The organism is Streptomyces sp. NPDC107454, assembly GCF_055582885.1.
In genome coordinates this window covers 57,378-71,669 of sequence record NZ_JBVJPA010000027.1, presented here as the reverse complement: position 1 = coordinate 71,669, position 14,292 = coordinate 57,378, and the positions used below count along the sequence as shown (strand labels likewise).

12 protein-coding genes and 1 pseudogene are annotated in these 14,292 nt (G+C 69.0%); 7 read left to right on the top strand and 6 right to left on the bottom strand.

Annotated features, from left to right (window positions below):
* Positions 1–48: 48 nt before the first annotated feature.
* From ACZ69M_RS46090 to ACZ69M_RS46060, 7 genes are read left to right on the top strand one after another with little or no spacing between them, the layout of a single operon-like run.
* Complete coding sequence (locus tag ACZ69M_RS46090; protein WP_470059712.1) at positions 49–942, top strand: intradiol ring-cleavage dioxygenase; 894 nt, start codon at positions 49–51, stop codon at positions 940–942.
* A complete protein-coding gene (locus ACZ69M_RS46085) occupies positions 939–2,012 on the top strand; it encodes a maleylacetate reductase (protein ID WP_470059711.1) in 1,074 nt (357 codons plus the stop codon). Before ACZ69M_RS46090 ends, ACZ69M_RS46085 begins: the two co-directional genes overlap by 4 nt.
* 39 nt (positions 2,013–2,051) lie before the next feature.
* Positions 2,052–2,429 carry a nuclear transport factor 2 family protein gene (locus ACZ69M_RS46080; protein ID WP_470059710.1) on the top strand — a complete coding sequence of 126 codons (378 nt, stop codon included), beginning with the start codon at positions 2,052–2,054 and terminating at the stop codon, positions 2,427–2,429.
* A gap of 1 nt (position 2,430) precedes the next feature.
* Complete coding sequence (locus tag ACZ69M_RS46075; protein ID WP_470059709.1) at positions 2,431–3,186, top strand: CoA transferase subunit A; 756 nt, start codon at positions 2,431–2,433, stop codon at positions 3,184–3,186.
* Positions 3,186–3,833: a CoA transferase subunit B gene (locus tag ACZ69M_RS46070; RefSeq protein ID WP_470059708.1), complete on the top strand. Its 648-nt coding sequence runs from the start codon at positions 3,186–3,188 to the stop codon at positions 3,831–3,833. Before ACZ69M_RS46075 ends, ACZ69M_RS46070 begins: the two co-directional genes overlap by 1 nt.
* A gap of 8 nt (positions 3,834–3,841) precedes the next feature.
* Positions 3,842–5,044 carry a thiolase family protein gene (locus tag ACZ69M_RS46065; protein WP_470059753.1) on the top strand — a complete coding sequence of 401 codons (1,203 nt, stop codon included), beginning with the start codon at positions 3,842–3,844 and terminating at the stop codon, positions 5,042–5,044.
* Positions 5,045–5,075: 31 nt separating this feature from the next.
* Entirely contained in the window at positions 5,076–7,376 is a 2,301-nt protein-coding gene (locus tag ACZ69M_RS46060) for an ATP-binding protein (protein ID WP_470059707.1), read from the top strand.
* A gap of 430 nt (positions 7,377–7,806) precedes the next feature.
* On the opposite strand, the gene ACZ69M_RS46055 is transcribed toward ACZ69M_RS46060, so the two are convergent.
* The 6 genes and pseudogenes from ACZ69M_RS46055 to ACZ69M_RS46030 all read right to left on the bottom strand — a co-directional run bounded on the left by ACZ69M_RS46055 (position 7,807) and on the right by ACZ69M_RS46030 (position 14,219).
* Positions 7,807–7,989, bottom strand: a complete 183-nt coding sequence (locus ACZ69M_RS46055) for a hypothetical protein (protein WP_470059706.1) — start codon at positions 7,987–7,989, stop codon at positions 7,807–7,809.
* Between the two features lie 59 nt (positions 7,990–8,048).
* Positions 8,049–9,224 (bottom strand): annotated as a pseudogene (locus ACZ69M_RS46050) (DUF4158 domain-containing protein); the annotation flags it as partial.
* Positions 9,225–9,568: 344 nt separating this feature from the next.
* Positions 9,569–10,339, bottom strand: a complete 771-nt coding sequence (locus tag ACZ69M_RS46045; RefSeq protein ID WP_470059705.1) for a hypothetical protein — start codon at positions 10,337–10,339, stop codon at positions 9,569–9,571.
* A 55-nt stretch (positions 10,340–10,394) separates the two neighbouring features.
* The gene (locus tag ACZ69M_RS46040) at positions 10,395–10,841 is read right to left on the bottom strand and encodes a DUF6262 family protein (protein ID WP_470059704.1); all 447 of its coding nucleotides are present in this window, start codon (positions 10,839–10,841) and stop codon (positions 10,395–10,397) included.
* Positions 10,831–13,107, bottom strand: a complete 2,277-nt coding sequence (locus ACZ69M_RS46035; RefSeq protein ID WP_470059703.1) for a tyrosine-type recombinase/integrase — start codon at positions 13,105–13,107, stop codon at positions 10,831–10,833. Before ACZ69M_RS46035 ends, ACZ69M_RS46040 begins: the two co-directional genes overlap by 11 nt.
* Complete coding sequence (locus ACZ69M_RS46030; protein WP_470059702.1) at positions 13,104–14,219, bottom strand: tyrosine-type recombinase/integrase; 1,116 nt, start codon at positions 14,217–14,219, stop codon at positions 13,104–13,106. The genes ACZ69M_RS46035 and ACZ69M_RS46030 overlap by 4 nt, the downstream gene beginning before the upstream one ends.
* Positions 14,220–14,292: the final 73 nt, after the last annotated feature.

The following is a 14,292-nucleotide window of genomic DNA, read 5'->3' as shown; positions in this document are numbered from 1 at the left end:
CCGGACGCCAGACGCACACGCTACGCATGAAAGGTTGGTGAGGGTCCCATGAGTGCGCCTTCGCTGTTCACCGAGGACAGGTCCGCGGAGATCGTTGTCGAGAGTTTCGGCTCGGACACCGACCCGAGACTGCGGCAGGTTCTGGGCTCCCTCGTCCGGCATCTGCACGCCTTCGTCAAGGACGTGGAGCTCACCAACGAGGAGTGGGAAGCGGCCATTGCTTTCCTCACCGAGACCGGTCAGGCATGCACCGATGTCCGGCAGGAGTTCATCCTTCTCTCGGACGTACTGGGTGTCTCCATGCTGGTCGAGACGATCAACAATCGCTCTCTGGAACTGGCCACAGAGTCCACTGTGCTCGGCCCGTTCCACATGGTCGAGTCACCGCCCAGGAAGCCGGGCGACCTCATCGCCCTGGACGGCAAGGGCGAGCAGTGCCTGGTCACCGGGCGCGTCACCGACGAGAAGGGCGAGCCGATCGCGAACGCCGCAGTCGACGTCTGGCAGGCGAATGCGGAGGGCTTTTATGACGTGCAGCAGCCCGGCATCCAGCCCGAGCGCAATCTCCGTGGCCTGTTCACCACGGACGACAACGGCGAATTCTGGTTCCGCTCCATCGTGCCCCGCTTCTACCCGATCCCGGTCGACGGGCCCGTCGGCGGCCTGCTCAAGGCCACGCACCGTCACCCGAACCGTCCCGCGCACTTGCACTTCCTGGTGACTGCCCAGCACTACCGGCCGCTGACCACCCACCTGTTCGTGAAGGACTGCCCTTACATCGGCTCCGATGTCGTCTTCGGTGTCAAGGAAAGCCTCGTACGCGACTTCGGTCAGGTCGACGACCCCGCCCGGGCGGCCGAACTCGGCTTCGACAACCCGTACCGCGCCGTCCATTTCGACATCTCTCTCCTCAGCGACGACGACCAGGAGGCCAAGCGATGAGCCAGGCCCGAAATTTCACCTACCAGTCGCTGCCCATGCGCGTGGTGATGGGACCTGGTGTGCTCAGCCAACTGGCCGACGAGGTCGACAGGGCCGGGCTCAAGCGCGTCCTCGTTCTGTGTTCGCCGCCGCAGCAGGCGCTCGGCGAGGCCGTAGCTCAGCTGCTTGGCGACCGTGCCGTCGGAGTTCACCCGCACGCCCGCATGCACGTTCCGGTCGAGTCCGCTGCAGCGGCCCGTGACCGGGCGGCCGAGCTGGGGGCGGACGGCTGCGTCGCGGTCGGCGGCGGCTCGGCGATCGGGCTCGGCAAAGCCATCGCCCTGGAAACCGGCCTGCAGATCATCGCTGTACCCACGACATATGCCGGCTCCGAGATGACCTCTGTGTGGGGGCTGACCGAGCACGGCCGCAAGCGCACAGGCAAGGATCCCCGAGTCCTGCCCGTCAGCGTGCTCTACGACCCCGAGCTCACGCTCAGCCTCCCGGCGGCTGTCTCCGTGACCAGCGGCATGAACGCGATTGCGCACGCCGTGGAAGCCCTCTATGCCCCGGACGCCTCTCCGATCATCAACCTGATGGCCGAGGAAGGGGTGCGTTCGCTCGCTGCCGCTCTCCCCGCAGTGGCCGCAAACGGCAAGGATCTCCTGGCGCGCTGCGACGCCCAGTACGGGGCGTGGCTGTGTGGGGCCTGTCTCGGCGCCACCACGATGTCCCTGCACCACAAGCTGTGTCACGCCCTCGGCGGCACGCTGGACCTGCCGCATGCCGAAACGCACACCGTGGTCCTGCCACACGCCCTCGCGTACAACCAGCCCGCTGCCCCCGACGCCGTCGCCGCACTCTGGCGCGCACTGGGCGGAGCCGCCGATCCAGCCACGGCATTGTGGGAGCTCGCCCGGCGTTTGGGCGCCCCTGGCTCGCTACGCGAACTCGGCATGGAGAAGGACGACATCAGCCGGATCGTCGAACAGACGCTGGCCCACCCGTACGCCAACCCGCGGCAGGTCACCGCAGACGGCCTCACCCGCCTCCTAAGCCGCGCCTGGGCCGGCAAACAGCCGGCCTCGTGACCTTCCTTCTCCAACTCAACCGCACCGAAGGAACCACCCATGAACGCAGACGACGCGGAAACCATCCGTACGCTGGAGAACCGCCGCTTCGACGCCATCGTCACGCGCGACTACGACAAGTTCGCCGAGCTCGCTCACCCAGACCTCGCGTACACCCACTCCAACGGGGCCCTGGACACGCTGAATTCATACCTGGAGAAGTGCAAAACCGGTTACTACGTCTACCACCGGATCGACCACCCCATTGACACGATCACCGTGGTCGGGGACACCGCAGTCGTCATCGGTGAGATGAACGCCGACCTGACCGCCGGAGGCGTTCGCAAGCAGCTGGCGAACCGCTCGCTCGCGGTGTGGACGCGAGCGGACGGCACCTGGAAGTTCCTCGCCTACCAGCCGACCGTCAAGCAGGGCTGACATGGACAAGGTGGTCGCCTCCGCCGCCGAGGCCCTGGCCGATATCTCCGACGGCGCGTCCCTCGCCGTCGGCGGGTTCGGCCTCAGCGGCGTCCCGAACGTACTGATCAACGCACTGTACGAGCTGGGCGTGTCCGGCCTGAAGGTGGTGTCGAACAACTGCGGCGCGATGGACTCAGGACTCGCCGTACTGCTGGCCGCAGGGCGGATCGGCCGGGTGACCGGCTCCTACATCGGAGCGAACAAGGAGTTCGCCCGGCAGTACCTCGCCGGGGAGCTGGAAGTGGAACTCATCCCGCAGGGCACGCTCGCCGAGCGCCTGCGGGCCGGCGGCGCCGGGATCCCCGCCTTCTACACCCCGGCCGGGGTCGGCACCCAGGTCGCCGAGGGCGGACTGCCCTGGCGCTACGACGGTGAGGGTGGGGTCGCGCTCGCCTCGCCGCCCAAGGAGGTGCGGGAGTTCGACGGCGTGGAGTACGTGCTGGAGCACGGGATCCGAACCGACTTCGCCCTCGTGCGGGCCGCGAAGGGCGACAGGTACGGGAACTTGGTCTTCGCCAAGTCTTCGCGGAACTTCAACCCCCTCGCCGCGATGTCAGGGCGGATCACCATCGCGGAGGTCGAGCAGCTGGTCGATCCGGGAGAGCTTGACCCGGATGCAGTGCACCTGCCGGGAATCTTTGTGCAGCGGGTCATCGCCCTGACTCCGGAGCAGGCAGCGGACAAGAAGATCGAGCAGCGGACGGTGAGCAGCTGATGGCCTGGACACGTGAGCAGATGGCCGCCCGGGCTGCGCGTGAGCTGGAGGACGGCCAGTACGCCAACCTTGGCATCGGGCTGCCGACGCTGATCCCCAACTACCTGCCCGAGGGCGTCGAAGTCGTCCTGGAGTCGGAGAACGGCATCCTGGGCACCGGGCCGTATCCGGCCGAGGACGCAGTCGACCCGGATCTGATCAACGCGGGGAAGGAGACGGTGACGGTCCTGCCGGGCGCCGCCTTCTTCGACTCGGCGCTGTCCTTCTCGATGGTCCGGGGCGGGCACATCGACGTCGCCGTGCTGGGCGCGATGCAGGTGTCCGAGAAGGGGGATCTGGCGAACTGGGCCATCCCCGGGAAGCTGATCACGGGGATCGGCGGGGCGATGGACCTCGTCCACGGGGCCCGCACGGTCATCGTGGTGATGACGCACACCGCCAAGGACGGCTCGGCGAAGATCCTCGAGGAGTGCGCGCTGCCGCTCACAGGGAAGGCGTGTGTGGACCGCATCATCACCGATCTCGCTGTTCTCGACGTCACCGACGACGGCCTCGTCCTGGTCGAGACCGCGCCCGGGGTGAGTGTGGAGGAAATCGTCGCCAAGACCGACGCCAAGGTACGTGTCCCCGAGGAGAAGCAGTCATGACCAACGGCCTGAAGGACGTGTACATCGTCGACGCGGTCCGCACGCCGATCGGCCGCTACAACGGCGGCCTCGCGAGCGTGCGCCCCGACGATCTGGCCGCCCACGCGATCCGCGAACTCCTCGGCCGTACGCCCGCCCTGGACCCGTCCCGGATCGAGGACATCTACGTCGGCAACGCCAACGGAGCCGGCGAGGAGAACCGAAACGTCGGCCGGATGGCCGCGCTGCTGGCCGGCCTGCCCACCAGCGTGCCCGGCGTGACCGTCAACCGGCTCTGTGCCTCCGGCCTCGAAGCCGTCATCCAGGCGGCTCGCGCCATTGCGACCGGCGACGCGTCGATCGCCGTGGCTGGTGGCGTGGAGTCGATGACCCGCGCCCCCTACGTCCTGCCGAAGTCGGACAAGCCGTTCCCGGCCGGGCACGCCGAGCTGTACTCCACCACGCTCGGCTGGCGGATGGTGAATCCCAAGATGGACCCGCAGTGGACCGTCCCGCTGGGCGAGTCGGCCGAGCTGATCGCCGAGAAGCACAAGATCAGCCGTGAGCAGCAGGACGAGTTCGCGCTGGCCTCCCACCAGAAGGCGACGGCGGCACAGCAACAGGGCCTGTTCGAGCCCGAGTTGGCGCCGGTGTCGATTCCTCAGCGCAAGGGCGACCCGGTGGTCTTCGCCGCCGACGAGTCGGTCCGGGCGGACGCCTCCCTCGCCGCGATGGCCAAGCTGAAACCGTCCTTCCGCAAGGAGAACGGCACCGTCACCGCGGGCAACGCCTCACCGCTCAACGACGGCGCCGCCGCCCTGCTCCTGACCGACGAGGAGGGACTCAAGGCCACCGGCCGCGAACCGCTGGCCCGCATCACCGCCACCGGTGTCTCCGCCACCGACCCGCACTACTTCGGCCTCGCCCCGGTCGAGGCCGTCAACCGCGCTCTCGCCACGGCAGGCAAGGGATTCGGCGACCTGTCAGTCCTCGAACTGAACGAGGCTTTCGCCGCCCAAGTCCTGGGCTGTGTTGCCGAATGGCCCGAGTTCGACCCGGCGATCCTCAACCCGCAGGGCGGCGCCATCGCGCTGGGCCACCCGCTCGGCGCCTCTGGTGCCCGCCTCGCCGGCACCGTCGCCCACCAGCTCGCACGCAAGGGCAGCGGCACCGGCGTTGTCACCCTCTGCATCGGCGTCGGCCAGGGCCTCGCCCTCGTGCTGGAACGCTGAGCCCGGCCCGAAAGGCAGCGCGGTGGCTGGTGTGAGCCCAGACGCGGGGAATCTCCCGGCGGTCCCCGCCCTTGCCGCGTTCGTGGGCCGACGCGGTGACATCGCCGCGATCCGCGGCCGCCTGGGTACGGCGCGGTTGTTGACTCTGACCGGCGTGGGAGGTGTGGGCAAGACGCGGCTGGCACTGGAGGTGGCCTGTGCGTCCCGGCTGGCCTATCCCGACGGGGTGTGGCTGGTGGATCTGGCCTCGGTGCGGGAAGCGTCGGGGGTGGCGGGTGCGACTGCCCTCGCGCTCGGGGTGCCGGACCGGGGGACCAGGTCGACCATCGACCATCTCGCGGCGCATCTGGCAGAGCGCCGGGCGCTGATCGTGCTGGACAACTGTGAGCACTTGGTCCACGCCAGCGCCGAGCTGGCTTACACGCTGCTCCGCGCGGCTTCTGAGGTACGCATCCTGGCGACCAGCCGCCACCCGCTGGACATCGTCGGCGAGTACCTGTTCAGTGTCCTCCCGCTGCCGGAGGACGAAGCGATGGAACTGCTGCGAGTCCGGGCCGCGGCGATTGACCAGAACGTTCGGTTCAACGGCGCGACCGTGGCTTCACTCGCCCGGCTGTGTGCGGATCTGGACGGGCTGCCTCTGGCCATCGAGCTGGCAGCTTCGCGGCTGCGGATACTCACCGTCGAGCAGTTGGCTGAGCGGCTGGAGGACCGGTTCGCGCTACTCACCTCCGGTAACCGTGTCGGGCCGCCACGGCAGCGGACCCTGCGGGCGGCGATCGACTACAGCTATGAGCTGTGCGGTCCGGCCGAGCAGCTGCTGTGGAGCCGGCTGTCGGTGTTCGCCGGCGGCTTCGGCTTGGACGCGGCTGAGGAGGTGTGCTCCGGCGACGGCATCACCAAGGCGGAGGTGCTGGACCTGCTCGACCGGCTGGTCGCCCAGTCCGTCGTGCTCCGCTGCGAACTCGAGGGCCAATCCCGCTACCGGCTGCTGGAGACCATCCGCGAGTACGGGCGGGAGCGGCTGGCCGGCTCCGGGCAGGAGCAGCGGCTGTTGCGTCGTCACCGCGACTTCTTCCACACGCTGGCCGAGGGCATCGCCGACCGCTGGTGGGGACCGGGACAGGAAGAATGCCTAACCCGGCTGCGCGCAGAACACAGCAATCTGCTCGCCGCACTCGACTACCGCGAGGCTCCACAGGCCGTACTGGCGCTGGCCGTCGCACTGCGCTACCACTGGTACGTCGGTGGGCATATCGGCGAAGGCCGCCGCCAGCTCGACCGGGCCCTCGCCGCCGCCCCGGAGCCCACACCGGCCCGGGCTGCCGCCTTGTGGGCCGGGGCCTGGGTTGCCGTACTGCAGCGCGACTTCGCCGCTGCGGAGGCGTGGCTGGCCGAAGCCGGGCACCTGGCCGAACACCTGGACCTCCCCCCGATCGTCCACGCCCACATCCAGGGCGTGCGCGGCGTCTCAGCAGCCTTCCAGGGCCGGTTGGAAGAGTCTCGTGCCCTCCACGAAGCAGCGATCGACACCTACACTGCGCTGGGCGAGGAACGAGCAGCGATCTTCGCCCTGTTCCGCCTGACGTTCAGCCTTATCCAACTCGGAGACCACCGCGCTGCGCAGACCGGCCGACGGTCGCTCACCATCGCGCAGGCACACGGTGAGCGATGGGGCCGGGCCAATGTCCTGTGGGCCCTGGGCCTTGAGGCCTGGACACGCGGTGACCTGCAAGAGTGCAGGACTCTCGCCCGTTCCGCGCTGGAACTCCAGCACGGCTTCAACGACTACATCGGTGCCGGCTTCAACCTGGAACTGCTCGCCTGGGCGGCCGCCGCCGACGGTGACCACCAGGAGGCGGCACGACTGCTGGGAGCGGTCGATGCGCTGGGCCGGGCAGCAGGCATCACCATCCCGGAAATCGGTCTCCTGACCGCAGTCGACCATGCGCGGTGCGAGGAAGCGGTCCTCCGCACCCTGGGATCCGACGTCTATCGGAGGGCGCTCGCCCAAGGCGCCCGCCACGACACCCCAGCCAAAGCCATCGCCTATGCTCTGGGTGCGGGCAGCAGCACTGATGACGCCTCCACCGTTACCGACGAACCTGCCGCACCTGCCCCGGCACCGCCCCCGAGCCCGCTGTCCCGCCGGGAGCGCGAAGTGGCCGCGCTGGTCGCCGAGGGAATGAGTAACCGTCAGATCGCCGCCGCACTCGTGCTTTCCACGCGTACGGTCGACGGCCACGTCCAGAACATCCTTGCCAAGCTTGCCTTCCGCTCTCGCAGCCAGATCGCCGCCTGGTGGACTGCGAATCGGGTACCTACTCCGTAGGACCCCCCTTCGAAAGTCCAGAAGCCGCTCAGCCGAGCAGGCCGGCCCGGGGGGCGGGAGGTGCTGACAGTGCTTGGTGCCGCTGGGATCTTCCACTGGGCGACGCCGGGTCAGCTGTGGTGGATGCTGCGCCTCCTCAAGGGGGACGCGCAGTCCGGCCGGGGACCCTGTACGCCACCACCGGGCGGCTGTGGGTTGCACGGGCGGAACAGGTGCTTCTTCGACGGCGCCGGAGGGGAGTGGTTGTCCCATCGGTTCCCGCACAGCGGGCAGTACCGGATCATTCCCTCGGTCAGCACCACATCGATGTGGGAGCCGGGTGTCCGGTCCGGCGGCCGCGCGCCCGCCGGATGTACGAGGGTCGGTGCGGCGACGCCTTCGGTCACGGTTTTCCTGGTGGAGATCTCCAGAGTGCGTGCGTCCGTCGTCTTCAGTGTGGGGGATCGACGGCGTGTGCTCGCAGGGTGAGGAAGATGGCGTCGAGTGCGTCGAGGAGTGGCTCTTCGGTGCGGGTCGTCTTGGTCATCAGCAGCCCGCCTTGCAAGATCGCGAGAATCGAGCGGCCGAGCCGCTGACCGTCGGTGCCGGCCCGGAGCAGACCCCCGGCGATCATGCGCTCGATCCCGGCCTGGAGCAGACGCTGCCATTCGGCCCACACGTTTTGGACCGCCGCGGCAGGCCGCGTACCCCGGCCAGGACCCGTTTCCCGGCGCTCGCCGCGTCCAGCGCCTTCGACTCGCCCAGCAGGGACAGGAACGGGCGCACCGTGGCGTACCGGTTCGCGAGCGCGGCCCGCATGGCGACCTCGGCCGAGTTCTCGTCCTCGGGCACCAGGGTCACCACGGTGGCCGCCGCGCTCAGCACGGCGGCGCGCGGCGCGACCTCCTCCACCGCTGCCCACAGCGCGGCCACGTCCAGGTCCGCCTCCTGCTCCTCGACCAGCTCCAGCTCCTCGAACAGCACCTTCGCCGCCCGCGCGAGCACCCGCGACGCCTTCTCCAGCTGCGGCAGCGTCGACAGCCGCTCCTTCTCGGTCTTCCGCTTCGCCGTGTTCAGCAGCCGGGTGGCCATCAGGACCTGGAACAGGTCCAGAGCCTCGTCGATCGCCTTCGCCTCCAGGTGCCGCATCACCGCGGTGAGCATCGCCGTGCGCTTCGGCTCCGCCGCCCGCTCCAGCAGCGGCGCCTTCGACCCCAGCGCGTGCCGGGCCAAAGCGGCCATCCGGTTCGGCGGGATCTGCGACAACTTCAGCCGCCCCAGCCGGTACGCGCCGATCTCGTCCACCCGCTCCAGCGCACGGGCGAACGCCGTGCCCGTCGTCCGCGTCGGCGGCCGGCGCAGCCGCTCAAGCTCCGAGAACCGCGAGCCCTCCGGCGTCTTCAACGTCGCCACCAGATCGCCGGGCAGCGCCGGGTCCGCGCGGCGGGCGGCGCCCGCGACGGTGGCGTGCAGCCGCTTCTCCGCGACCTTCCGCGCCTCCGACACCTGCCGGGCCAGCACCGACACCCCAGGCAGCAGCACCCGATGACGGCGCAGCCAGCCCACCGCATGGTCGAACAGCGCCTTCGGGCCCTCGGCGTGCGTCCACGCCCGCCCGTGCAGGAACGTACGGAACCGCCGGCCCCACTCGGCATCCTCGTAGGGGTGGTAGCCGTAGGCGTCCCGGATCTCCCACGCATGGTCGTACAGCGTCTGACGCCGCTCCGTGTACCTCTTGACCACCGATGGGTCCTCGATGCCGAGCTGCACGGCCAGATGCTCGACCACCGGCCACGGCACCGCGAGCGGGTCCTCCAGGAACAGACCAACGTACCGCACCGTGCACATCTGGAGCGCGAACCTTATCTTCAGCCGCAAGACCGGACATGGCTCTGAGCTGGGCCGTTTCGTGGTGGCCGGTGTCGATGACGGTCGGGATCAGTAGGGGCCAATATTCTTCGCTGAACGGCGGCCACTGCTGCTTGTTTCACCCGCAGAGGTGACCTCAGCCGTTACTGATCCAGTCTCCTCGCGCAGGTTTTTTTGATATCGGCCCGGAGGCCAAACTGGGTGTAGGGCCAGGCAGCAGGACCGCGAGGCGCCAGCCTCTCTGGCGCGACGCCACCTCGGAATGGCCTTGGCGACGAGTTGCGCCCCTCGACCTGCGGCCAGCCGATGAGGTGTGACTCTGGCGCCCGGTCCGGTCGAAAGCCTCAGCCGTGTTGGAAGACGGCCTGGAAGATGGCAAGGAGGGTGCTGATTACGCCGGCGACGCCGCCCAGGATTGTCCAGAACAGTGCGGCACCACCGAACCAGGGACCGCCGGCGGTGCGGTGGTTCGCTCGGCGATGAGCAACGAACTTCAGGAGTCCCTTCGGGTCGTTGATCAGCATCGTCCGGGCAAGATATTTCTCGATCTTGTAAATGATGAAGGCCATGATGGCGGCCCCAAGGCCGACCCAACTGCCAGTCGAGTGGAAGTAGAAGACAATGCCAATGACCGCAGTGAAGATGAGGGCCGACTGAATGGAGCTGACCCACCTGTCCAGGCGGGGACCCAAGAACCACGCTTTGCGGAAGATGTCCCCGAGACGGCCCGCAACTCCTAGTTGCCAGGCGTCCGTTCCGCCGTTCACGTTGGCATACGTTCGGGCATGCGTGCCACCTGGGCGCCAGGACTTCGCTGTCTCACCGATCTCGATGCAGATGTGTCGCCCGTCAGGTGCCGGTCCGCGCTCGATTACAAGATCATGGAGTGCGGCGTCCCCCGCCACGTCTGTATTGAAGTCTGTGAGAGTGGTCCAGCGTCGTATCTGCTGGGTCTTGGTGGTCACACCGTCTTGGGTGGACTCGCTCGTCACAGAGTGCCGAATCTCCAGCTGGCCGTATGGGACTTCCTCCTCCAGCACCTGGATGATGTCCTCAAGGTTCCGCCACGAGAACCAACAGCCACGGCGTCCGAGGCGCCTCCCCCACTCGATCATGGCTGACAAGATAGCGGCCACTGCCAAGTGCGCCGCAAGACCGCATTGTGTTGGATCAGCAGGGGCCGATGGTCTTCATCGACCGATGGCCAGTGCTGCTGCTTTCACCCAAAGAGGTGACCGCAGCAGTCCGCTGCTGTCCGAGGGCGCGGGCGAGCTGGTCCCTCAGTTCGCGTACTTCCGCCTCCAGTTGGCGGTTGCGGGACGTCGCGACTTCCAGCCGCCGAAGTAGTGAGGCGCCCGATGCGCGTTGCTGATCGGGGACTTGGGGTGCCGAGGGTACCGGGCCGTGTCGCTCGCGCAGGTGGTTGATCTCGGTCCGCAGGTCGGGCTGGGTGTAGAGCCAGGACCGCGAGACTCCGGCCTCGCGGGCGACAGCGTCGAAGGAGACAGGCTGCCCGGAAGCGTCCATGCGCCGGAGGGCGGCGACGGCCCGTTCTCTGGTCGCCGCCGCCCGCTGACGGGCCGCGGCGATGACGTGCCGGGAGTTGTCAGCCCGCATCGGCAGCCTCCTGTGTGCCGGCGGCTTCAAGTTCAGTGATCATCCGGTCGAGGTTGGCCGCGACCTGCTCGTTCATCTCGGCCACCCGCTGATGGCCGCAGCCCTTGGCGTTGTCGATGAGCGTCAGCGTCCGCCTGTGCTGAGCCTTCAGCTCGGGCAGAAACTCCGGTCCAGTGAGGAAGACCGGGCAGGTCAAGCAGGCGTTGGCATGCGGACAGCTCTTCTGAACAGGCAGCCCGCAGTAGCCGTTGGAGAGGGTCTGGGTGGCGAGACCGTAGCGGGTCTTGGCCCACTCCGCCTGGGCCAGCGGCCCCTCGGGGTCGAGGGTGACGCGCTCGCCTTGGATGTTGACCTTGGCGGCGGCTTCCCATCGGCGCCGGACAGTCTGGTCGGTGATCCGAGCATAGTGGGCCGTCATCTGGTGGGAGTCGTGGTCGAGGAGGACGCGGACGACTTCTTGTGGGACGTCGCGGTTGATCAGCCTGGTGGCAAAGGTGTGCCGCCATTGGTGCGGGGTGAGGTGGACGGGCAGCCCGTTCTCGTCCCGGACGTCGCATTGGGCGAGCCAGCGCTTGAGCATCTGCCGGTAGGTGTCCGGGGAGAAATGCCGGGTCCCGTCGGCGTTGCCCTTCAGCCGGGGGAACAGATGCGGGTTGCCGTCCGGCCAGCGCTGAAGGACGCGCTGCTGCTGGGCCCGGATCTCGGCCTCGATCTCCTCGTCGATGGGGACGGCGGCCTCCCGGCTCATCTTGTTGTTGAAGTAGCGCAGGTAGGGGGCGCCCTGGCCGTCATGGAGCAGGCAGTCGAACCGGATGGTGCAGGCGTCGGAGACCCGCAGGCCACAGCGCATCAAGACGACGGTGATCAGCCGGGCGGCGGCGTCGGTCCACCGGTCGAGGTTCGCGGGCTGCTCGACCTGGGTCATGATGTGCTCCGCGAGGTGGCGAGCGAGCCGAGTGCGGCGCCGTGGGCAGTCGCCGGTGAAGAACGCGGCGCTGGTAGGCAAGGAGTCGTCCCAGCCGTGTTGGCGGATGGCCTGGAAGAACAGGTGCAGGCCGTTGACGCGGCTCTCGTTCGAGCTGAGCCCGCCAGGGAGGTCGGTCAGCCAGGCCAGGTAGCGCTCCAGCAGGGCCCGGTCGACGTCGCCCAGGCCGCGGACGGCGTTGGGGCCGACGCCGGTGAGGAACTCGCTGAACCGGGTCAGGGCCTGCATGTAGCCGGTGACCGTGCTGACGTTCAGGCCGGACGACAGTCGCAGCCGGATCCACCGCTTCGCCAGCACCCGCAGCCAGGGCTGAGCGATGCGGTCAAACCGCAGCTCGCTGCGGGGGCGGGGACGGCTGGCGCTGCGGTTGAGCCCGGTCAGCTTGCCCAGCCGCCAGATGTCGCGAGCATACTCGACCTCCCAGCCGGCGCCGTCGCGCAGGGTCTCGACCGCGTCCCGGGCATAGAGCAGGAACGCCGCGACGCGCTTGTCGTAGCCGCCGGACCCGGCCCGGCGGTAGGGGTCGGCGACCCGCTGCCACCGTTCTGCGGTGTAGTCCAGCAGGGAGTTGACCCGCTCCTCGCGGGCCCAACGAATGGCGGCTGCGATCATGCGGGCCGGGGCGGTGACGGTCTGCTCATCGCGGCGGGCCTGGACGGCGTACTGGAACTCCAGCTTGAGCTGCGGCGCCAGGCCGCGGAAGTCCACTCGGGGCAGGCCGAAGGACTGGCACTCGACGATGAAGTCCTTGACCGGCGGGGCGCCGTCCTGGCGCCACCGGACGTGGTGGCTCTTGCAGAACGTGTTCGACGCGTTCTCCACCCACAGGGTGCAGTCGGGCAGAGCGCAATCGGTGCGGTCGGTGCCTGGCAGCGGCGGTGCGGAGGCCGCCCAGGCGGCGGGATCGGTACTTCCGGAGCGGGACCACTTGTCGCGGTGCCGCGAGCACAAGCCCTTGCCGGCGGCGCCGAAGCGGCAGCCGGGGACGGTGCAGTGCGTGAGCTCGCCCAGACCCCGGAGCGGAGGACCGGGGTCGGCGAGGAACACCGCGGGGTCAGGGCGTCCGTCCCGGCGCCAGCGCTGGGCATGGCCGGTGCACATGCCCTGCTCGTGCGCGGCGCGGTTGCAGCCCGGGACCGGGCAGCACTTCCAGCCCAGCACCGGGTCGTCGGCGTCGGGGACCAGGACGTCGACGCGGAACTCCGGACGGACGGCGGCCAGCAGTTTCTCCAGCAGCCCGGACCGGCCGAGCGGGCCCGTGGGCAGGGGTGTGACGGTCACAGTCGCACCTCCCGGCCGGTGAACCAGCCCGCCGCCTCCAGCGTCCGGCGGGCGTCCTCGACGGTAAGGTGCCCGTACGTATCCATCGTGGTGGTGATCGAGGCGTGTCCGAGGAGTTCCTTCACGCTCTCCATGCCAGCGCCCTTGCGCAGCAGCCAGGTCGCGTAGGTATGCCGGAACTGGTGCGGCTCGAAGTCGATGCCGGTGCGGCGGCGCAGCCGTTCCACCAGGTCATAGACGGCGGAGTAGGTGAGCGGGCGGCCGTGCGGGCGGCCCCAGAGGTTGACGAACACGTAGTCCGAGTCGAGGACGCCGTACTCGCGGTTGAGGTAGTCGGCATACAGCCGCATCAGCTCCGCGCTGGCCGGAACCTCCCGTGAGCGGCCCGCCTTCGCCCGCACCCGATTCGCGTTCGGCCGCGGGATGACGTTCACCTGCCGCTCGGCGAGCGCGATGTCCTCGTGCCGCAGGCCCAGGGCCTCCCCGATCCGCAGCCCGGTGTCCAGCAGCAGCGCGAACAGCAGCCGGTCCCGCAGATGCTCGCACCCGTCCAACACCGCCTGGGCGTCCCCGGCGGACAGCACGACCGGTCGCCGCCGCGGCTGCCGCAGCCGGATCGTGCGGGCCTTCTGCGGACGGCTCTTGGCGATGTGCTCCAGGAACGGCTTGTAGGAACTGCCGCGACCACGGCGGCCGGCGGGCCGCATCGTCACCATCAGCTCCCCGAGCGGCACCCCATGGCGGGCGTGGAACTCGCAGAACGACGACAGCGCGGCGAGCTTGCGGTTCACGCTGGACTCTACGCAGTGGTGGTCCGCCGTGGGCAGCACCGCGACCTTCCTGTCCCGGGCCTGCGGCGGCAGCCGCAGCCAGCCCACGAACCCGGCCACGTCCTCCAGCGTCACCGACCGCCAGTCCAGCCCCCGACCGGCCAGGTAGACGAACCAGTCCTTCAGATCGTGGGCGTACGCCTTGACCGTGTTCGGCGACTTCTCGCCCCAGGCCAGGTAGGCCAGGTACCGCTCGATCGGCGCGACCGGCACGTGGTCATCCCCGAGCACCGTCCACGACTCGGCCTCCGAGTCCGGCATCAGCACACGCTGCACCCGCATGAAACCTCCCGCTCATCCGTGGTGGATGACGGAAGGTAATCCCATCCAGGACGAGCCGAAGTGGCCTTCACCC

What these genes read in the sequence shown, in the direction of transcription:
- ACZ69M_RS46090 (WP_470059712.1), top strand. Translation starts at nt 49, where the DNA reads ATGAGTGCGCCTTCGCTGTTCACCGAGGACAGGTCCGCGGAGATCGTT.
- ACZ69M_RS46085 (WP_470059711.1), top strand. Translation starts at nt 939, where the DNA reads ATGAGCCAGGCCCGAAATTTCACCTACCAGTCGCTGCCCATGCGCGTG.
- ACZ69M_RS46080 (WP_470059710.1), top strand. Translation starts at nt 2,052, where the DNA reads ATGAACGCAGACGACGCGGAAACCATCCGTACGCTGGAGAACCGCCGC.
- ACZ69M_RS46075 (WP_470059709.1), top strand. Translation starts at nt 2,431, where the DNA reads ATGGACAAGGTGGTCGCCTCCGCCGCCGAGGCCCTGGCCGATATCTCC.
- ACZ69M_RS46070 (WP_470059708.1), top strand. Translation starts at nt 3,186, where the DNA reads ATGGCCTGGACACGTGAGCAGATGGCCGCCCGGGCTGCGCGTGAGCTG.
- ACZ69M_RS46055 (WP_470059706.1), bottom strand. Translation starts at nt 7,989, where the DNA reads ATGATCGCCGGGGGTCTGCTCCGGGCCGGCACCGACGGTCAGCGGCTC.
- ACZ69M_RS46045 (WP_470059705.1), bottom strand. Translation starts at nt 10,339, where the DNA reads ATGATCGAGTGGGGGAGGCGCCTCGGACGCCGTGGCTGTTGGTTCTCG.
- ACZ69M_RS46040 (WP_470059704.1), bottom strand. Translation starts at nt 10,841, where the DNA reads ATGCGGGCTGACAACTCCCGGCACGTCATCGCCGCGGCCCGTCAGCGG.
- ACZ69M_RS46030 (WP_470059702.1), bottom strand. Translation starts at nt 14,219, where the DNA reads ATGCGGGTGCAGCGTGTGCTGATGCCGGACTCGGAGGCCGAGTCGTGG.